Origin of the sequence: Couchioplanes caeruleus (genome assembly GCF_003751945.1) — a bacterium.
Classification (GTDB): Bacteria; Actinomycetota; Actinomycetes; order Mycobacteriales; family Micromonosporaceae; genus Actinoplanes; species Actinoplanes caeruleus.
Window position 1 is genome coordinate 2,978,395 of record NZ_RJKL01000001.1, and the last position, 17,839, is coordinate 2,996,233.

20 protein-coding genes and 2 tRNA genes are annotated in these 17,839 nt (G+C 71.8%); 10 read left to right on the forward strand and 12 right to left on the reverse strand.

What is annotated here, in order from left to right; translation table 11 throughout:
- Positions 1-94: 94 nt before the first annotated feature.
- The 3 genes from EDD30_RS13130 to EDD30_RS13140 form a co-directional block, all read right to left on the reverse strand.
- Positions 95-1,144 carry a LuxR C-terminal-related transcriptional regulator gene (locus tag EDD30_RS13130; protein WP_143162838.1) on the reverse strand — a complete coding sequence of 350 codons (1,050 nt, stop codon included), beginning with the start codon at positions 1,142-1,144 and terminating at the stop codon, positions 95-97.
- Positions 1,145-1,800: 656 nt separating this feature from the next.
- Complete coding sequence (locus tag EDD30_RS13135; protein WP_143162839.1) at positions 1,801-2,028, reverse strand: hypothetical protein; 228 nt, start codon at positions 2,026-2,028, stop codon at positions 1,801-1,803.
- 456 nt (positions 2,029-2,484) lie between these two features.
- On the reverse strand, positions 2,485-2,883 hold the full coding sequence (locus tag EDD30_RS13140) for a RidA family protein (RefSeq protein ID WP_071807475.1): 399 nt from the start codon (positions 2,881-2,883) through the stop codon (positions 2,485-2,487).
- 61 nt (positions 2,884-2,944) lie between these two features.
- Here EDD30_RS13140 and EDD30_RS39085 point away from each other — a divergent pair, with 61 nt between their 5' ends.
- Both EDD30_RS39085 and EDD30_RS13145 read left to right on the forward strand, forming a co-directional pair.
- Positions 2,945-3,088 (forward strand): hypothetical protein, encoded by a 144-nt coding sequence (locus EDD30_RS39085; RefSeq protein WP_170047477.1) that lies wholly within the window; start codon positions 2,945-2,947, stop codon positions 3,086-3,088.
- A gap of 285 nt (positions 3,089-3,373) precedes the next feature.
- Positions 3,374-3,715 carry a hypothetical protein gene (locus EDD30_RS13145; protein WP_143162840.1) on the forward strand — a complete coding sequence of 114 codons (342 nt, stop codon included), beginning with the start codon at positions 3,374-3,376 and terminating at the stop codon, positions 3,713-3,715.
- On the opposite strand, the gene EDD30_RS13150 is transcribed toward EDD30_RS13145, so the two are convergent.
- From EDD30_RS13150 to EDD30_RS13165, 4 genes are all read right to left on the reverse strand, one after another.
- Positions 3,708-3,783: transfer RNA gene (locus EDD30_RS13150), tRNA-His, on the reverse strand. The genes EDD30_RS13145 and EDD30_RS13150 overlap by 8 nt on opposite strands.
- Before the next feature lie 107 nt (positions 3,784-3,890).
- Positions 3,891-4,481, reverse strand: coding sequence for an oligoribonuclease (gene orn, locus EDD30_RS13155; RefSeq protein ID WP_071807477.1), 591 nt, complete (start codon positions 4,479-4,481; stop codon positions 3,891-3,893).
- Between the two features lie 292 nt (positions 4,482-4,773).
- Positions 4,774-8,241, reverse strand: coding sequence for a hypothetical protein (locus EDD30_RS13160; protein WP_123678271.1), 3,468 nt, complete (start codon positions 8,239-8,241; stop codon positions 4,774-4,776).
- A 139-nt stretch (positions 8,242-8,380) separates the two neighbouring features.
- A complete protein-coding gene (locus tag EDD30_RS13165) occupies positions 8,381-10,033 on the reverse strand; it encodes a copper resistance CopC/CopD family protein (protein WP_071808167.1) in 1,653 nt (550 codons plus the stop codon).
- A gap of 138 nt (positions 10,034-10,171) precedes the next feature.
- Here EDD30_RS13165 and EDD30_RS13170 point away from each other — a divergent pair, with 138 nt between their 5' ends.
- From EDD30_RS13170 to EDD30_RS13200, 7 genes are all read left to right on the forward strand, one after another.
- Positions 10,172-10,711, forward strand: coding sequence for a sigma-70 family RNA polymerase sigma factor (locus EDD30_RS13170; protein ID WP_071808166.1), 540 nt, complete (start codon positions 10,172-10,174; stop codon positions 10,709-10,711).
- Positions 10,712-10,799: 88 nt separating this feature from the next.
- Complete coding sequence (locus tag EDD30_RS13175; RefSeq protein WP_071808165.1) at positions 10,800-11,282, forward strand: MauE/DoxX family redox-associated membrane protein; 483 nt, start codon at positions 10,800-10,802, stop codon at positions 11,280-11,282.
- Positions 11,279-12,007 (forward strand): DsbA family protein, encoded by a 729-nt coding sequence (locus tag EDD30_RS13180; RefSeq protein WP_071808164.1) that lies wholly within the window; start codon positions 11,279-11,281, stop codon positions 12,005-12,007. The genes EDD30_RS13175 and EDD30_RS13180 overlap by 4 nt, the downstream gene beginning before the upstream one ends.
- Positions 12,004-12,996 carry a hypothetical protein gene (locus tag EDD30_RS13185; protein ID WP_170208268.1) on the forward strand — a complete coding sequence of 331 codons (993 nt, stop codon included), beginning with the start codon at positions 12,004-12,006 and terminating at the stop codon, positions 12,994-12,996. The genes EDD30_RS13180 and EDD30_RS13185 overlap by 4 nt, the downstream gene beginning before the upstream one ends.
- Positions 12,993-13,463 (forward strand): thioredoxin-dependent thiol peroxidase, encoded by a 471-nt coding sequence (gene bcp / locus EDD30_RS13190; protein ID WP_071808523.1) that lies wholly within the window; start codon positions 12,993-12,995, stop codon positions 13,461-13,463. The genes EDD30_RS13185 and bcp overlap by 4 nt, the downstream gene beginning before the upstream one ends.
- A gap of 227 nt (positions 13,464-13,690) precedes the next feature.
- Positions 13,691-13,774 (forward strand) — tRNA-Leu (locus tag EDD30_RS13195).
- Between the two features lie 23 nt (positions 13,775-13,797).
- A complete protein-coding gene (locus EDD30_RS13200) occupies positions 13,798-14,316 on the forward strand; it encodes a GNAT family N-acetyltransferase (protein WP_071808524.1) in 519 nt (172 codons plus the stop codon).
- Here the strand turns inward: EDD30_RS13200 and EDD30_RS13205 are convergent.
- The 5 genes from EDD30_RS13205 to EDD30_RS13220 all read right to left on the reverse strand — a co-directional run bounded on the left by EDD30_RS13205 (position 14,313) and on the right by EDD30_RS13220 (position 16,902).
- The gene (locus EDD30_RS13205; RefSeq protein ID WP_071808547.1) at positions 14,313-14,729 is read right to left on the reverse strand and encodes a VOC family protein; all 417 of its coding nucleotides are present in this window, start codon (positions 14,727-14,729) and stop codon (positions 14,313-14,315) included. The genes EDD30_RS13200 and EDD30_RS13205 overlap by 4 nt on opposite strands.
- A 5-nt stretch (positions 14,730-14,734) precedes the next feature.
- Complete coding sequence (locus EDD30_RS13210; protein WP_071808548.1) at positions 14,735-15,115, reverse strand: helix-turn-helix transcriptional regulator; 381 nt, start codon at positions 15,113-15,115, stop codon at positions 14,735-14,737.
- A 76-nt stretch (positions 15,116-15,191) separates the two neighbouring features.
- On the reverse strand, positions 15,192-15,578 hold the full coding sequence (locus tag EDD30_RS40590) for an expansin family protein (protein WP_244945233.1): 387 nt from the start codon (positions 15,576-15,578) through the stop codon (positions 15,192-15,194).
- Positions 15,579-15,581: 3 nt separating this feature from the next.
- Positions 15,582-16,067: an RlpA-like double-psi beta-barrel domain-containing protein gene (locus EDD30_RS40595; protein ID WP_244945234.1), complete on the reverse strand. Its 486-nt coding sequence runs from the start codon at positions 16,065-16,067 to the stop codon at positions 15,582-15,584.
- A gap of 43 nt (positions 16,068-16,110) precedes the next feature.
- On the reverse strand, positions 16,111-16,902 hold the full coding sequence (locus EDD30_RS13220) for an MOSC domain-containing protein (RefSeq protein WP_071808525.1): 792 nt from the start codon (positions 16,900-16,902) through the stop codon (positions 16,111-16,113).
- Between the two features lie 83 nt (positions 16,903-16,985).
- Between EDD30_RS13220 and EDD30_RS13225 the strand changes: the two genes are divergently transcribed.
- Positions 16,986-17,834, forward strand: coding sequence for a MurR/RpiR family transcriptional regulator (locus EDD30_RS13225; RefSeq protein ID WP_071808526.1), 849 nt, complete (start codon positions 16,986-16,988; stop codon positions 17,832-17,834).
- Positions 17,835-17,839: the final 5 nt, after the last annotated feature.

A 17,839-nucleotide genomic window follows, 5' to 3' on the forward strand; every position in this document is an offset into this window, starting at 1 on the left:
GCGGCGGCCTTGATGGCACAGCGCTCGCCGGGGTGGAGACGACCCGGCCGGCGTGACGGCGCGACGTCCCGCGTTGCGGCCTCATTGTGGGTGCTCACTCGGGCGTGAGTGGGCACCCCGAGGCCGTCGCGGGCGGGAGGTAGAGGCCGAGGTCGGCCGCGCGCATGACGGCGGCCGCGGAGCTGCGGGCGCCGAGCTTCGTACGGGCCTGCTCGAGCGACGCGATGACCGACGAGAGCGGGATGTGCAGGACGGCCGCGATCTGTTCCGGGGTGCCGCCGGTGATCAGGTGCCCGAGGGTGGCCATCTCCCGGTGGGACAGGTGATGCAGATCGCCGGCCGGGTGCAGCACGACGACGGCGGTGAGATGGTGCGGAAGCTGGTCGACGCAGGCGAGCATTGTCACCTTGAGGTAGCCGGGTGGGTCCGGCGGACGGGTCGGCGTGAGAAACCCGGCGCGGCTGTCGCCGTCGCGGTAGCAGGAGGTGGCTTCCTCCAGGACGGGCGATCCGGGCGCGAGCAGGCGGTGCCCGGGCAGGCCGGGCAGGGCCTCGGTGTTGCCGCCGCGGGTGAGGATCACACCGGCCACGGCGTCGGTGACGAGCCCGGCCATGGCGGCGATGGTCCGCATCGGATCGACGGCGTGGGCGACCAGGCCGCCGACGCGGGCCAGCAGCCGGCACGTCGCGTCGCATATCGGCGTCGCCGCCTCGGTGCAAGCCCCGAACAACCCGAGATAGCGGCCGTCGGCGGTCCGCAGCGGTACGGCGATTCCCTCCCGGAACCCGGCGGGGCGCAGATACTCCGCCCACACCGGCAGTTCGGCGGGCGGGACGGGCAGCGAGCTCATCCGTACGGGCGCCGCATGCCGGTGCAGGCCGACGACCTCGACGTCGTGGATGAGGCCCCGCCCTTCAAGATAATCCTGGGTCCGCTGGTCATAGCCGTGGCTGATCAGCGTCGGCTGGATCCGGCGCTCGGGGTCCAGCAGGCTGATCCGGCCGGCGTCGAACCGGAAGCGGTGCCGCAGCGTGGTCAGGACGGCCTCCGCACGGGCGGTGATGGGCTCCGGCGCGGCAACGATCTCGGTGAGCTCGGCGACGACGCCGTACGGGGCCGTACGAGCGCGTCCAGAGTGGTGCACGGGCGCACGCGCGTTGCCGGAGTGGGGCGCGCGCACCGGCCGAGGACGACCGTTCCGGCTCACCACGACGGCTCCGATGTGCCCCCTAGTCGAATGTGCAGAACACGACCCATGAGCCTTCCTCAGCTGGCCTGCCCCTGCCCGCTCACCACCTACCTTCACTATAGATACATTTCGGTCAAGCACGGCAAGGATTCATCGACGTACGGCAACGTCGAGGAAACAGCGCCGATCGGCTCATCCGGCCGATGACGGTTCGGGTGCGCGTTCCGGCCGGTCGAACGCCGGCTCGGCCGTGCCGATCTGGCTGGCGCCGGGCTTCGACCACTGGCCGCCGGACAGCGACCGGCCGTGGCGACAGTTTGGCCTTGCACGTTCGGCCGTTGAACGCCGGATTCCGATGCCCGTTGGGGCAATGTCGAACGCCGATATGGACGATTGACAGATCATCGATTAAGGTAGGTCTCACGCCGTTGCGAGTTCTTCCCCCGTGGAATTCGCAACGGCGTTCTCTCGTTCCTGCCCCGGTCCGGAGCGCGGCGGCGTGCGGGATGCAGCACCCTCGCAGGACCCGGCCAACAGCCGAGGGCCGGGATCGCGGTCTGCCGACGCTGGGCCATGAGTTCGGCCGGCCCCACAGTGGCATGCGGGCGAGCTCAGGCGACGCCGTGTTCCGCGCTTGCGGCGGGCCCTGTCACCTCTTGCAGGTCGGCCATGTCGATGCCGGCCTCGGTGAGGACGCGCTGGACGGCCGCGATGCTGAGCCAGTCGAGCTCGTTGTCGCCGTGCACGATCCGGTACCACCGGGTCCGACCCCGCCGGACGACCTCGACACGCCAGGCTGCGTCGGGGGTCTCCATGACGAACTCGATCACCGGACTCACCCTGGCGACGGTACGCGCAGGTCAGAGGGGTTGACGAGTCGTAGATCGAACTACCGCGCTGTAGTTCGGCCACGGCGGCGGCGCCACGCGAGTAGTGATCGACCGCCCTCGCGCGGGCCACCTCTGCGGCCCGCCGACGATCGAGCACTGCGGCCCCAGAAACGGACAACTCTGGTCGAGGCGGTCGACGAGGCCCCGTCCTGGTAGCCAGCTTCGGTTGCAGCGCGGCAACGAGCGCCAAACGCGAAGACGATCAGCCGCAAGGGCAACGTCATCGATGTGCGGTACTCCGGTTGCTCCGCGCGATGCGGGCGCTCGGCGAACGTGGCTTCGCCCTGCTGCTGGGCCGCCGGCGCGTCCTGCAGCACATCACCGCAGTCCCAGCCGCATCGGCGATATCGTGAAAGCCACCCTTGTGCTCACCCAATTCGAGCGCGGACATCTACCTCGGTAAGATCACTTCGTTACGGCAACGGCGTCGACCTCGACAAGCTGGCCCCGGTAGCCGAGCACCGTGACGCCGAGCAAGGTGCTCGGCGCGTCGTGGTCGCCGAACCGGGCGCGCACTACGTTCCAGGCTGTTACGAGGTCCGCCTGGTCGGTGCTCGCAACGTAGACGGCCGTCCGCACGACGTCTGTCAGCACAGCCCCTGCCGCCTGCAGCGCCACCTCAAGATTGTCCATGACCTGCCGGGCCTGCCCGGCGACGTCACCGAGCGCTACAACCCGGTCGTGCTCGTCGATCGGGCACGCGCCGGCGGTGTGCACAAGCCGGGCACCGGCGGGGACTACCGAGGCGTAGGCATACGGGACAGCATCGGTCAGGCGGCTGGCGCGGATCAATTCCACAGACATGAGGCCGACGCTGCCACATCCGCCGCCCGCTGAACCACCGAATTCACGCCAGCACCAGCGGATGCGCACGCTGCAGATCGACCGGCCCACCTCTCCGTCGCTAGCCGCGCTCTACGCTGACGATCAGGCCGTCGACCCGATCGCGAAGCCGCCCTGGTACTCACCCACTTCGAGCACCGGCACCTACCTTGTTGAGATCACCTAACTACCGGCGGTCAAATTTCAGCGAGAGGATTTTCGGCCTGCCGCCGACGGCTGGTACCCGCAACGCTCTACCACGCGGCCGCGGATGCCCGTCCTGGTCGACCACCGGCACCCATGGCCCGGCAAGCCTCTGCCGCCATGGCCGGCAGCGGAAGCGGGCCAGCCGTACACCCCGCCGCAGGGCCGGGGTCGTCCCCGTGTCACCGACGAGTCGCGCCTAGCGTCGTGGTTGCCCGTGCTGCCTGGCCTGACCCCGCACGGCCAGCGGCACGGGTATCAGACCTGGATGGATGAGGACGGCATCCCGTACGTCGCGCAGTCACAGCAGATGGGCCACGAGGTGCCGGGCACGCGCGGGATCTACAGCCACGTCACCGACCGGATGCTCAACGAGATCCGCGAGGCACTGCAAGAGCGTTGGATGGCGGCGCTGCGGGCTCGCGCGGCTTTGTCGCCGACCTCGGCAGTCCCGGTCCTGCACGCGGCCCTGATGGCGCTCTTCGACCCACCCCGCCCGCTCCCACTGGGAGCCGCCGCTCCAATCTGCTCCCAAAATCGGACACCTGAACGGCAGAGCGCCGGACCGCTTCCGCGATCCGGCGCTCTGACTGCTCTTTCCTTGGGGTGATCGACGGGACTCGAACCCGCGACCCCCGGGACCACAACCCGGTGCTCTACCAGCTGAGCTACGACCACCATGTTCCGCCTGTGGAGGATGACCTCCGCAGCGGGCGCCGGACAAGCATAGCCGGACTCCCCACCCCGCCGTCGACCGGGTTACCGTCCGGCGCGGCGCGGCGGGCCTACAGCTCGGAGGCGATCGCCCGGGCCTGGTCGACGTCCGGACCCGGCAGCGGCACGAACATCGTGCGCCGGTAGTACTCCAGCTCGCGGATGCTCTCCCGGATGTCGGCGAGCGCGCGGTGCGCCAGGCCCTTCTGGGGCTGCCCGAAGTACACCCGCGGATACCAGCGGCGGGCCAGCTCCTTGAGCGACGAGACGTCGATCATGCGGTAGTGCAGGAAGTCGTCCAGCGTCGGCATGTCGCGGGCCAGGAAACCCCGGTCGGTCGCGATCGAGTTTCCGCAGAGCGGGGCGGTGCGCGGGCTGGTCACGAACTGCTTCACGTACGACAGGACGACCTCCTCGGCCTCCGCCATCGTGACCGTGGACCGACGCACCTCGTCGGTGAGGCCCGACTTGGCATGCATCTCCCGCACGACCTCGGGCATCGCGTCCAGCGCGGCGTCGTCGGCGTGGATGACGAGGTCGACACCTTCGCCCAGGATATTGAGATCGGGATCGGTGACGAGCGCGGCCACCTCGATCAGAGCATCTTTGCCCAGGTCGAGCCCGGTCATCTCACAGTCGATCCATACCAGAAGATCCGCCACAGGATCAGCCTACGCGCACGAACTGGTGACGTGCGGGACGCCCGGTCGTACCCACCTGTTCGATACTCAACGCGCCCAGGCGTCCGGATTCACCCTAGATTGCCCGTCTTGACACCAGGACTACCCAGTTCGCCCCGGTAGGGGCTAAACTGGGCTTAACGGACGAAGCCCCCCTTCGGTTACTCCGTTTCCCCCGGTAAAGGGCCCTCCGCGTCGGCAGCGCGGAGGGCCCTTTCGGTACCGCCCTCCTGCGGAACGAGAAAGCCCCGGGCTGCGCGCCCGAGGCTTCCGATCAGTCCTTGGCCTGCCCGCGACCCCGGCGAGAAGGCCGAGTCACCTTGATAGGAGGCTCCTGGCTGTCCGGATCGGGAGCCGGCAACCCGGACGCCGTGACATTGCGCCGACGCCTGGCCTTCGCACCGCCCAACAGCTCGGCAACCTCGTCCTTGTAGCTGCCCAACAACCCGCGCTTGACAGGCTGCCGCGTGCTCGACGCCTCTCCGGAATTCTTCCCGGCGATCTGCTCCTGCTCCGGCTGCACATCCGCGACAGCCTTCGACTCCGGCCTCACATCAAGGCCAGCGCGCTGCTCCGGCTCCACGTCCGCGTTGGTGCGCTGCTCCGGCCTCGCGTCCGCGTTGGTGCGCTGCTCCGGCTTCACGTCCGCGTCCGTGTGCTGCTCCGGCTTGGTGTCCGCGGGCTGAGCCTGCTCGGTGCGCTGCCCGGCGATCCGCGTCTCGACCTTCGGCGCTGCATCCGCGGCACCCGTAGGACTCGCGGCGGCGCGGACCGAGCCGGATGCAGGTTCACCCGAGCCGGAGGAGACCGGCGGCCACGCCGAAGGGCGCTGCACAGTAGCCGCCGGAGCGACCCCGGCTGCCTCGGTCTTCCCCGATGGCACGGGTTCGCGGACCGGCTCGGCAGGCCGCGAAGGCCCGGGAACCGAGGGCCGCGAGGGCGCAGGCGCGGGACTGACCGGCGCCGGTGCGGCAGGCTTCGTCGGCGAGACCGGCCCCGGAGAAACCGGCCTGGCCGGCGTGGGCGTGGTGTCCGCATTGACCGGAGCCGGCTTCTGCGACCCGCCATGCTCTGCCGAACCCGCAGCCTTGTCCCCCACAACCGGACCGGCTGGCTTGGTCTGCACAACCGAACCGGAAGCCTTGTTCTGCGCCACCGAACCGGCCGGTTTGCCCTGCGCAACCGGACCAGCCGGCTTGCCCTGCGCAACCGGGCTGACGGGCTTGTCCTGCACAGACGGGCCGGTGGATCCGCTGGATGCAGCCGGACTGATGGGCTTGGTCTGCGCAACCGGGCTGGCACCTTTGTCCTGTGCGGTCGGGCTGGCACCTTTGTCCTGTGCGGCCGGGCTGGCGGGCTTGCTCGGTGCAGCCTGGTCGTCGGGCTTGGGCGTGCCGGTGGTCGTGCCGACCCGGCCGGAGTCGGCCCGGGTGAGGCCGGTCGCCGCCCAGGCGTTCGCCGGCGGCCCGCCGAAGAGGGCGTTCCGCGGCGGGTTCTTGGCAGGCGCGGTGGGCTTCGGCGCGGCGCCGACGGTGCCGGCCGACGCACCCTTCTCATCTGCGGACTCGGCGGGTTCTCCATGCTGAGCGGCCTCGGCGCACGGGGCAGGCTCAGCCGTGTCCGCACGGTCGGCGGGCTCGGCAGCCTTGGCGCCCTCGACACCCTTGGTGGGCTCGACAGGCGTGGCGGCCTCGACGCGCTGAGCGGCCTCGGCCGGGACGCGCCTGGCGGGCTCAGCAGCCTTGACGGGCTCAGCAGCCTTAGCGGGCTCAGCAGCCTTAGCGGGCTCAGCGGCCTTAGCGGGCTCGACGCGCTGGGCAGCCTCCGCGGGCTCGGCGCGCCTGGTGGGCTCGGCGGGCTCGGTGCGCACCGCCGTGCCCGACCCAGCGGGCTTGGAGGCGCTCGCGGTCTCGGTGCGCACCGGCTCATCCGTCGCGGAGGCCACGGAGAGACCGACCACCAAGACGTCGTAGCCCTTCACCGGGCCGGAGGAGGCCGGGCGAACGGGAGCCGAACTAGTCGCGTCGGGACCGGCCGCGGCCGGATCGGTGGTGACGGGTGACTGGGCGTCGGTGGGCTGGGTGCTTGGCTGCTTCGCCGCGGCGGTGGATGCTGCTTTGCGGGAAACGTTGAGGGCGGCCACCGCGCAGGCCTCTGTTTCGCGGGCTCGGGCCGCCGCTGTTTCGGCGACCCAGGCTCCGACCGCGGATGCCTCGAAGATGGGCAGGTCCGTGGGCTGGGGTGTGGTCCGGCGGCGGGCGGCCCGGTTCGGGCCACGGCCGAAGAGCGGGTCCGGCGAGGTTGCCTGCGCTGGTCCGGCCACGGGGGCCGGTGCCGGAGTGGCCCGAGGCGTGATCAGGCCCAGCGGCTCTCCCGGCGCCGGCGACGGAACCGACGAAGGAACCGATGAAGGCGCCGGCGAAGGAACCGACGAAGGAACCGAGGAGGGCGCCGGCGACGGAACCGGCGAAGACGCCGAGGGGTCCGACGAAAGAGCGGACGAAGAGGCCCCGGAATCCGGCGACGGAACCGTGGACGCCGGGGAAGCAGGCGAAGGGAGCGGAGACGCGGGCGAAGGAACAGCCGGCGCCACCGTGGGCGAAGACGGGGCCACCGTGCTCGTCGTGGAACCGGAGGTCGAGCCCGCAGCGACCGGCGCCGGGGCCGAGCCCGCGATCACCGGGACCGGTCCCGCCGGGACCGGCACGGCAGCGGCGTCCGGCACCATGCCGGGCGACCCGACCGCCGGCACGCCGACCGGCGCCGAAGGGCCGACCGCCGGCGAGGACGGAGCGGCCGCGGGCACCGACGGAGCGACCGCCGGTGAGGCCGGCATCGGGATGGCCGGGCCGCGGGCCGACGGCTGGTTCTTCGACGACGACGGCGGCCAGGTCAGCGACGGCGGGCGGCTGCGGGGCTGGCAGTCGGCGAGGGTGCGGGGGCGGTGGGTCGCCGAATGGCGGCCTCCGCCGACGCGGCTCAGCGGGAGCGGGGCGCCGATCGCCTGCATCAGGTCCGGGACCTGGCTGGGCTCCACGATGTAGACGACCTCGCGGCGGCGGGACGGCCAGCCGAGGACGATCATGCCGATCATCACCAGGATGCTCCCGGCGGTCAGCAGGGACCAGGTGGCCTGGTTGAGCCAGCCGGGGCGGACGCCCGCGGTGGATTCGAGGCGGACGCCGGGCTGCGCCGCCGGGTTCATGATGACCAGGCTGTATTCGGTGCCGCGCAGCTCGGTGGGGTTCCAGTCGACGGCTCCGGTGCCCGCGGCGATCCAGATGCGTTCGCGGCCCGGCAGTTGTTCCGGGGCGCGGGTGCCGGGGACCAGCTTGCCGGTCACCGGGAGGGCTCCGGTGCCGAGGTCGATCTCGGACACGGAGACGCGGGGAATGTCGGCCAGGTACGCGTCGGCCCGCCCGCGGGGTGCGATGCCCACGAAGGCCGGGGCGCCGGAGGAGGCGGCCGTGATGCGCAGCCGGGTGTCGCCGAGGCGGGCGAACGGGGCGTCCTTGCGCAGCAGGGTGTCGACGTCGTCGACCACGATGGCGTACCCGGAGGTCGCCACTCGCTGCATCGTCCCGCTGAAGGCGCCTCCGGCATCCCGGTGTTGCATGGCGGCCCAGAAGGCGCCGCCTACCAGTAGTGCCGGGATGCCGACGGTCAGCAACAGCATGCCGAGGATCGTGCGGAGCACCCGCATCTCGATCTCCCCCTTCTCGGTGGTACTGCGGCAGACCATACAGACCGAAATAACACCAAAATGGATAAACGGTTACTTCAGCCCCTACCGGTATAAAGGGTGCCGCTGAAAGAACCTTGGGGAGAGCAAAAACACGCGAGGGCCGGCGTGCGCGGACCGGCCCTCGCGACGACGCGCGCTAGGAGATCTTGGCTTTCACCGTCAGCGTGGACTGGTCGATCTCGCTCGTGCGTACGGTGAACTTGAACGTCCACTCCCCCGCCATGGGCAGCGCGATGTCCCCGATGGCATGGAAGTCGGTGATCCGCAGCAGCGGCACCTCGATCGGCTCGATGCCCTTGGACGGCAGGGCCGCCGTGGCGGTCCATTCCACGACCGGCAGCGGCTTGTTGTCCGGCGTGTACGCGTACAGGTGCAGCGAGTTGTTGCCCACCGTGGCCGGGAACACGTCCACCTGCAACGACACCCGGCTGTCCGACACCGTCTGCGTGATCGTGCTGGACGTGGCCCCGGTCTCGGCCGCCTCGGCCGTGCGCGGCGGCGGGATCTGCACGAGCGCCGCCGTCACGCCGAGCACGATCGCCGTGACCGCCAGCTCGGCGAGCACCACGCGGCGCAGGGTGCGCGGGCCGGTCTCGGCGCTGCGGCTGCGCACGAGCTTGCGGGAGAACGCCGCCATCGCGATCACCACGGCGGCGAGGCCGACCTTGGCCAGGATCAGCTGCCCGTACGTGGTCTCGAAGAGGTTCTCGAAGGACGCGACCTCGATGAGCGCCTGCACGACGCCCGCCGTGATCAGCGCGGCGACGGCGGTGGCCGCCCAGCGGGACCAGATCGGCAGGATCGCGCCGAGCTCGCCCTCGTTGGCGTGCCGCAGCAGGAAGCCGGTCAGCATCACCAGCCCGCCGAGCCAGACCGCCATCGCGGCCAGGTGGATCGCGTCGACGACGACGGAGACGCCGGCCACCGGCGAGGCGGTCGGGTGCCCGGTCAACGGCCAGGTCGCCAGCGCCGCGACGCCGAGGACGCCGAGCAGGGCCAGGTCGGCCTTGGACTCGCCGCCGTCGCCGCGCAGCAGGGGGCGCAGCAGGAACGCCGCCGCGGCGATGACGCCGAGCCGGACCAGCATCACCGCTCCGAACGTGCTGCCCAGCACGGCCTGGAGGTCGCCGCCGGAGACATCGAAGAGCCCGCTGCCGGTCGTGTACGGCGCCTGCAGCCACAGCCCCAGCACCGTGCCGGCGAGCACCAGGCCCACGCCGGTCCAGACCAGCCGTGCGGGCCCGGTCCGGGAGAGCCGGTGCGGCCACAGCAGCGCGAGCACCAGCACCGGGCCCACGAGCAGCACGAGGCCGGCGTACCCGAGGTATTTGCCGACCGGGATGAGGGCGCGCACGACCGGGTCGACCGCCTGCGCGGCGTCCGACTCGCTCGGCGGGGTGGAGGTCGCCCCCACCGAGTAGGTCAGCGTGCCCGCCACCGGGTGGCTGTCGGCGGAGACGACGCGGTAGCTCACCAGGTAGGTGCCGCGGGCGCCGCCGGAGCGCAGCGGGATGGTCACCGTGCCGCCGGCCGCCTGCGGTTCGCCCTGGTCGGCGCGGCTGCCGTCGGGGGCGAGCACCTGGATCTTGCCCGCGATGAGCTGCACCGACTCGCTGAAGGTCAGGGTGACCCGGTTGGGCGCGTCAGGGACGATCGTGTTGGCGCCCGGGTCGCTGGCGACCAGCGCGGCATGGGCTCTGGCCGGGCTCGCCGGCCCGGCGAGCAGGCCCAGGAGCCCGAGGAGCAGCCCGGTCAGGGCCGCCGAAGCCCGGCGTCGATCAACGGTCATGCGAGCAATGCTCCCCGATGGCTCGAAGGGCACGACAACGTGGTCGCGCGGGCGCGGACGGACGAAGAACAGTCGGACGCCCGGGCCCGATAGTTCCCGCCCGGTAGGACAATTCTCCACCGCGTACGATGTGCGGTCGTGACAGCCAGCGATTCTCTGACCGTGCTCGCCCTCCGGGCGCGGTCCGGCGACGCCGGCGCCCAGTCCGCTCTGGTGCGGGCCACCCAGGCCGAGGTGTGGCGTTTCACGGCCGCGCTGGTCGACCCGGGTTCCGCCGACGACCTGACGCAGGAGACGTTCCTGCGGGCGTTCAAGGCGCTGCCCGGGTTCGAGGGACGGGCGCACGTGCGCACCTGGCTGCTCGGCATCGCCCGGCGCACCTGCGCCGACCACCTCCGCAGTGTGGTGCGGCGGCGCCGGCTGGACGCCCGCCTGGCCGCCGAGGCCTTCGCGGATCACCGCCTGCACCCCGACCCGGCGCATCGGCTGGGCAGCAACGACCTGCTGCGCCGGCTGGGCGAGGAGCGGCGGACGGCGTTCGTGCTCACCCAGTTGCTCGGCCTGTCCTACGCGGAGGCCGCCGAGGTCGAGGGCGTGCCGGTCGGCACCATCCGCTCCCGGGTGGCGCGGGCCCGCGACGAGCTGATGGCCGCGGTCGCCGAGGCCCGCGCTAGCTGATCCAGGGTCTTTCGGCCCATCACACAGCAAATCCCCAGGCGGTACAACGGAACCTGGCGACGCCCCGCGTCGACTAAGGGGCGTGAGCATGGAGACACGTACGCGGACGGCATGGCCGTGGATCTCGACGGCCGCCCGGCTCGGCCTCGCCGCGGTGTGGCTGATCGCCGGCGGGCTGAAGGTCGGCGACCTGGCCGCCTCGGGACGCGCGGTCAACGCCTACCAGCTTTTTCCGTACGAGGTGGCGAAGGTCATCGGGGCCGTCCAGCCGTTCCTGGAGATCGCCCTCGGGCTGCTCCTGCTGGCCGGTCTCGCCGTACGCCTCAGTGCCGGCCTCTCCGCCGCCCTGCTGCTGATCTTCATCGCCGGGATCGTCTCGGCGTGGGCCCGCGGCCTGCAGATCGACTGCGGCTGCTTCAGCACGGGCGGCGAGCTGGGCGCCGGCGCCGACCCGGCGTACGGGTGGGACATCGCCCGCGACGCCGGTTTCCTCCTGCTCGCCGGGCTCCTGCTGTGGCGGCCGCGGACCCGCTTTTCGATCGACGGCATCCTGATGGGGGACGGGCAGTGAGCAACGGTGACAAGAAACGGGCACAGGCCAAGCAGGTGGTACGGGAGCAGCTCGCCCGGGAGCGCCGCCGCAAGGTCACGCTCTGGACCACCGTCGGCGTGGTCACGGTGCTGGTCATGGCGGGGTTGATCGGCTGGGGCGTCGCCGCCGGGCAGGAGAAGGCCAACGCGGGCAAGCTGACGGTCCCGCCCGCCGCGGTGGACGACGGCACGGCCTTCGCCCGCGGCACCGGCCCCGTGCAGATCGACATCTACGAGGACTTCCTGTGCCCGTTCTGCCGCAAGGTCGAGACGGCGATCGGCCCCACGGTCACGCAGCTCGTCGACGCCGGCAAGGTGACGGTGCGCTATCACCCCATCGCCATTCTCGACCACCTCTCCTCGACGCAGTACTCCACCCGGGCCGCGGGCGCGTCGGCGGCCGCGGCGCAGGGCGGCAAGTTCTTCGAGTACCACGAGGCGCTCTTCGCCCAGCAGCCCCCGGAGGGCGGCGCCGGTCTCGACGACGCGAAGCTGATCGAGATCGGCAGATCGGTGGGCCTGACCGACCAGGCGTTCGCCGACGCGATCACCGGCAAGACCTACACGGCCTGGGCCACGAAGGTCACCGACACCGCGTCGTCGCGCGGGATCACGGGCACGCCCTCCGTGCTGGTCGCGGGCACCAAACTGGACAGTCCGACCCCGCAGGCGCTGGCCGCCGCGGTGGAGGCGGCCAGCGCATGAGACGCGGCGTCCTCTTCCTGGCCGTGCTGGCCGGCGTGGTCCTCACGCCGGCCGGCCCGGCCGCCGCGCACGGCGGTGACGCGCCCGACGCCACCGCCTACCGCACCGAGGTGACCGGGTTCAGCATCCCGGTGCCGGGCCTGACCGTACGCGCGGTGGAGGCGGGCGCCCGCCTCGAGCTCGTCAACGACACCGGGCGCACGGTCGAGGTGCTCGGCTACTCCGGCGAGCCGTACCTGGAGGTGCGGCCGGACGGCACGTACCAGAACGTCAACTCGCCGGCCACGTACATGAACGAGACGCTGGCCGGTGATGCGACCGTACCGACGCATGCCTCCCCGGCCGCCGCACCGCAGTGGCAGCGGGTCTCCGCGGAGCGGACCGTGCGCTGGCACGACCAGCGCACCTACTGGCTGAGCCCGGGCCTGCCGCCGCAGGCGCAGGCCGACCCGACCCGGGCGCATCGGCTCCGGGACTGGGTGGTGCCGTTGCGTCAGGACGTGGCGCCCTTCGAGGTGCGCGGAACGCTGACGTGGGAGCCCCCGCCGGCCACGTGGGCCTGGTGGCTGGGCGCGGCTGCGCTGGGCGTCGCGACGGTCGCCATCGGTCTGCGCCGCTTCCGCTGGGTGGGCGCGGTCACGCTGGTCGCGGGCATGATCACCCTCGGGTACGCGGTGACGCGCGCGACTCTGGGCGTACCCGGGCAGGCACCGGTCATCGGGGCGGCCGCGGTCGCGACGGCCGCCGGCGCCGCCACCCTGCTCGGACGCACGCCGTTCCTGGCGTTCCTGGGCGGGACCGCGCTGGCGATCTTCGGCGGCCTGGGCGACGCGGGCGTCCTCGCCCAGGCCGTGGTCAACTTCCCGGGACCGGGCTGGGTCCCGCGCGCCGCGGTGCTCGTCGCGCTCGGCGCCGGTGCCGGCGCGGCCGTTTCCGCCCTGCTGCGCCTGCGTTCCCCCGCTCCGGCGGGGATATCTTCGGACGCATGACTGAGCGTCTCTCGCCGGGTGATCCGGCCCCCGACTTCACCTTGCCCACCGACAGTGGCGGCACGCTGACGCTGAAGGATCTTCGCGGCCGCAAGGTCGTGCTGTACGCGTACCCCGCGGCGATGACGCCGGGATGCACCAAGCAGGCCTGCGACTTTCGCGACTCCCTGGCCTCGTTGCAGGCCGCGGGCTACGAGGTCGTCGGCATCTCGCCCGACACCCCGGCCAGGCTGGCCACCTTCCGCGAGCGCGACGCGATCACGTTCCCCCTGGTCAGCGACCGGGACAAGAGCGTGCTGACGGCGTACGGGGCCTTCGGCGAGAAGCAGCTCTACGGCAAGACGGTGACCGGCGTCATCCGCTCGACCTTCGTGATCGACGAGAACGGCGCCATCGAGAAGGCGCTCTACAACGTCAAGGCGACCGGGCACGTCGCGAAGCTCCGGCGGGATCTGGGTCTCGACTGACTTCCGGGGCGAAGTTCGCGGATCCCGGGGCGAGATGCCGATAAGTCTGGCGTGTTCCGCCTCTGAGCACCTCCCGCGGACCCCCGGCCCACGGCGGCCGTCATGCGGCCTGGATCCGCGAGGCGGCCGCCGTGCCGTGCGCCCGGGGCGATGGGCCCTGCCGGGGCGGTGGATCCGCAGGCCAGCGTCTAGACTGCTGGGATCGACGGCCCACCCGGGCCCGTCGGGCGGAAGTGGCGGAATAGGCAGACGCGCGGGCCTTAGGAGCCCGTATCCGTGAGGGTGTGCGGGTTCAAGTCCCGCCTTCCGCACCCAGCTCGCGCAGGAGGACGCGTTGGCGCTGTCTTTCCTGCTCGACCCGCCGCTGACCGCCGACCTCCGGGAGCGGATCGTCCGGCTCTGGACCGACGTCACCAACGCGGGCGGCCCGATCGGGTTCGTCGCGCCCGTCACCGTCGACGACGTCCGCCCGATGGCCGAGGCCACGTTCGCCGGGGTCGAGGCGGGCGTCGACCGGTTGCTCGTCGGGATGGACGGCGCAGAGCCCGTCGCCGTGCTCTTCATCGTGGACAACCGGTTCGATCTCAAGGCGCACTGGCGGGTGCTCAAGCGGGTGATGGTGCTGCCCGGCAGCCAGGGCCGGGGCTACGGCGCCGCGCTCATGCGAGAGGCGGAGGCCGTCGGCCGTGCCATGCGGTTGACCGGGCTCCAGGTCACCGTCCGGGACGGGCACGGGCTGGACGCCTTCTACGCGAAGCTCGGCTACACCGAGACCGGCCGGGTCCCGGGCGCCCTCCGGGTGGCACCGGACGACGACCGGGACGAGCTGCAGATGTGGCTGGACCTGCGCTAGTTCTTCCGCGGCTGGTTGAAGCGGATCATGTTTCCCGCCGGATCGCGGAACGCGCAGTCGCGGACGCCGTACGCCTGATCGACCGGCTCCTGCAGCACCTCGGCGCCGGAGTCACGGATCTGCGCGAAGGTGGCGTCGACGTCGTCGGTGACGAAGATGAGCCCGCGCAGCATGCCCTTGGCGAGCAGCTCCGACTGCTTCCGCTTGTCCTCGGCCGAGGAGCTGGGGTTGGAGTCCGGGGTCTCGATGGTGATCTCCAGCTCGGGCTGGCTCGGCGGGGACACCGTCACCCACCGCATGCCCTCGAACTTGACATCGCTGCGGACCTCGAGACCGAGCACGTCACGATAGAAGCCGAGCGCCTTGTCGTGGTCGTCGACCGTGATGAAGCAGTGCGAAACCTTGATGTCCATGCAGCTCACGATACGTTCGGCGAGGCCGCGCGGGCTTCTCCGTTCCTGACCGGCCGGGTGAGGATCTTGGCGAAGCAGGCCGGGATCGCGGCCCCGGTCTCGTGGGTCCGGGCCCGGTAGGCGCTCGGGGTCTCGCCGACCAGCTCGGTGAAGCGGGAGCTGAAGGAACCGAGCGAGGTGCAGCCGACGGCGAAGCAGACCTCGGTGACGGTGAGGTCGCCCCGGCGCAGCAACGCCTTGGCCCGCTCGATCCGCCGCGTCATGAGGTGGCTGTACGGCGTCTCGCCGAACGCCGCCCGGAAGCTGCGCGAGAAGTGTCCCGGCGACATGAGGGCTCCCCGGGCCAGCGCGGGCACGTCCAGCGGCTCGGCGAAGTCGCGGTCCATCCGATCGCGGGCCCGGCGCAGCCGGACGAGGTCGTCCCGGTTCACCCTCCCAGCATTCCACGAACCGCCCGGGCGGTTAACAGCTCGGCGCCGGAGCCCCGGCGGCCAGCGCGAGGTCCTCGCCGGTGTCCGCCACGGGCGCTTGCGGCGCGGGGGCCTCCAGCGCGGCGGACGGGGACGCCTTCGGCTTCGCTGCCGGTTTCGCCTTCTTCTTCGGCGCCGGTGCCTTGGCGGCGGTCGGTGCGGACGTCGACGCCTGTTTCTTCCTCGGGACGAGCTTGACGTCCTTCGCGGTGACGGTTCTGCCGTAGATGTCGGTCATCGCGATCTGGAACGGCCCGTTCCCGGTGTTCCGATCGATGATCCAGAAGTTGTAGTCGGTACGCGAGGCGGTCATCCAGTCGCGACCCGGCCCCTTGGCCCTCACGGAGGCGATGGGGTTGGCGTGGTTGTCGATCAGCACGGCTCACCAGTACTGCGACGATCCCTCGGCGAAGGTGATGCTCAGCGGCCCGGGCGTGGCCGCGTTCGGCACGGCCTTGTAGGTGATCGGCACGATGCCCTGCACCGGGTCCGCGATCTTCTTGAAGGCGGTGCGGCTCAGGTCCAGCCAGCCGGGCGTGCATTCGGGGCAGGAGTCGAAGACCTTGACCCGTACCGTGCCCTTGGGGCCGGTCACGTCGAGGTAGCTGCCGCACGACAGCGCCTCGGAGTATTCGCTGCGGCCCAGGGCCACGTACAGGTCGTCGGCGGGCGGCGCGAAGTTGCAGTTGCCCACCGTGCCCGCGAGGTCGTAGAAGGTGGCCTTGCCCTGGCGCTTGGCGCTGGTGGGCGGGGCCGCGCACGCGCCACCGCCGTTCTGCAGCAGGATCGCCACACCGAGGACGCCGGCCAGGAGCACCGCGCCGCCGGTGGCGAGCCAGCGGGGACGCAGGAGGCGGTGAGCTGTCACGCTGAGGCATACTCCGGGGCCTCGACGGCCGCGGGCAACGTTCCTAAGACACGCTTAAGACAGACTCCCCCACCCGGATGACACCCGTTTCGCCTGAGCGGAGGTCCGGGATCAGGTTGACGCCGAAGTGCAGCCCACCGTCGCGCCGCCGGAACCGGCCGAGGGTCCGCAGCGGTTCGCCACCGCGCTCGCCGGTCTCCTGATCGATGGTGATGACCAGGCAACGGTTGCTCGGCTCGGCCACCCGGTAGGTCGTGTCACCGATGCGCAGGCGGCCGCCCACCCACTTGTCCTCGGCCCACGCATCGGCGCCGGCAAGGACCAGGTTGGGCCGGAAGCGGGTCATCGGCACGGGCTCGTCGAGCCGGCCGTTGAGCGCGTCGAGGGAGGCCTCGCTGGTCAGCAGCACCGGGAACCCGTCCGCGAGGTTGACCCGGTCGCCCTCCTCGGCATGGCGCCGGATCCGCCGCGCGGTGGGGTCGGCGAGCCACGCCAGCCGTGCGTCACGGCCCAGGAAGTCCGACAGGAAGGCCGCCGCGGCCGGGGCGAGCCGGGCGGTCACCTCGGGCTGCGAGCGGAAGACCCGGACCGTCGCCGGCGGCCCGCCGGCCGGCTCGGCCACGTCGAAGCCGTTGAGCGAGATCCCGCCGGGACGCGGCACCGCGTGCAGTCGGGTGAGGGCGGGCGCCTCACGCTGGGTGATGCCGACACCGTCCGGGTCGACCGCCATCCACCGACGGTCGCCGGCCAGACCCCAGGGCTCGGTCACCGCCACCTCGTGGTCCAGCCGATGACAACCCTTGAGCGGGTACGTGTGCAGCGAAGCGATCCGCATCCGGCCAGCCTCGCACAGCCGCGCACGGGCGAATCCAGGCGTGGCACTAGCGGAGTGAAAGTTTTTATGCATAGTCTGCGTACGTGAATGAAGCAGCGGTCGGCACGGGCGGGCGGGTGCTCGGGCTCTTTCAGGGCGCCCGGCTCACCCCCACCCAGCGGCGCATCGCCCACAGTCTCGTGCAGCACGGGCCGTCGGCCGCATACCTGTCGGCCGCAGAGGTGGCGGAGCTCGCCGGGGTGAGCCAGCCGTCGGTGACCCGGTTCGCGATGGCGCTGGGCTACGCCGGCTATCCCGCCCTGCGGCGCGAGCTGCGGGCGCTGGCCGCGGTGCCGGCCACCCCGCCGGAGACCGGCGAGAACCCGATGCAGGACGCGCTGCGGGCCGAGACCCGACGCCTCGAGCGGATGGCGGACGAGCTCGGCGACCTGAGCGCGGTCGAGCGGGCCGCGCAGATGCTCGTCGGCAGCCGTCCGCTGCCCGTGCTCGGGCTGCGCGCCGCGGCGCCGCTGGCCGGATACTTCGGATACTTCGCGGCGAAGGTGCATCCGGACGTCCGGGTGCTCGACGGCGGCGGCACGATCCTGCTCGACCGCCTCGACCAGGCGCGGGCGGCCGGGGCGAGCGCGGTGCTGGCCATCGTCCTGCCGCGCTATCCGCGGGAGACGCTCGAAGCGATCCGGGAGGCGAAGGAGCTGGGCCTCGCCGTGGTCGCGCTCACCGACTCTGCGGTCAGTCCGGTCGCCGAGGCCGCCGACGTGGTGCTGCCCGCGCCGGTCGGCACCCAGCTCGTGTTCGACCTGCACACCGGCCCCATGGCGATGGCCATGGTGCTGCTGCAAGCCATGTGCGACGCGGCGCCGGAAACGGCGCAGCGCCGCCTGGAGGAGTTCGAGGCGACGGCGAACCGCCGCCACATCTTCGAAGCATGAAGGAG

Excerpts from the sequence above, each read along its gene's own strand:
- EDD30_RS13210 (WP_071808548.1), bottom strand. The coding sequence starts at position 15,115 with ATGGACCGCGACTTCGCCGAGCCGCTGGACGTGCCCGCGCTGGCCCGG.
- EDD30_RS13185 (WP_170208268.1), top strand. The coding sequence starts at position 12,004 with ATGAGACGCGGCGTCCTCTTCCTGGCCGTGCTGGCCGGCGTGGTCCTC.
- EDD30_RS13160 (WP_123678271.1), bottom strand. The coding sequence starts at position 8,241 with ATGGTCTGCCGCAGTACCACCGAGAAGGGGGAGATCGAGATGCGGGTG.
- EDD30_RS39085 (WP_170047477.1), top strand. The coding sequence starts at position 2,945 with ATGCGCACGCTGCAGATCGACCGGCCCACCTCTCCGTCGCTAGCCGCG.
- EDD30_RS13220 (WP_071808525.1), bottom strand. The coding sequence starts at position 16,902 with ATGCGGATCGCTTCGCTGCACACGTACCCGCTCAAGGGTTGTCATCGG.
- EDD30_RS13145 (WP_143162840.1), top strand. The coding sequence starts at position 3,374 with ATGGATGAGGACGGCATCCCGTACGTCGCGCAGTCACAGCAGATGGGC.
- EDD30_RS13165 (WP_071808167.1), bottom strand. The coding sequence starts at position 10,033 with ATGACCGTTGATCGACGCCGGGCTTCGGCGGCCCTGACCGGGCTGCTC.
- EDD30_RS13205 (WP_071808547.1), bottom strand. The coding sequence starts at position 14,729 with ATGGACATCAAGGTTTCGCACTGCTTCATCACGGTCGACGACCACGAC.
- bcp (WP_071808523.1), top strand. The coding sequence starts at position 12,993 with ATGACTGAGCGTCTCTCGCCGGGTGATCCGGCCCCCGACTTCACCTTG.
- EDD30_RS13140 (WP_071807475.1), bottom strand. The coding sequence starts at position 2,883 with ATGTCTGTGGAATTGATCCGCGCCAGCCGCCTGACCGATGCTGTCCCG.
- EDD30_RS13175 (WP_071808165.1), top strand. The coding sequence starts at position 10,800 with ATGGAGACACGTACGCGGACGGCATGGCCGTGGATCTCGACGGCCGCC.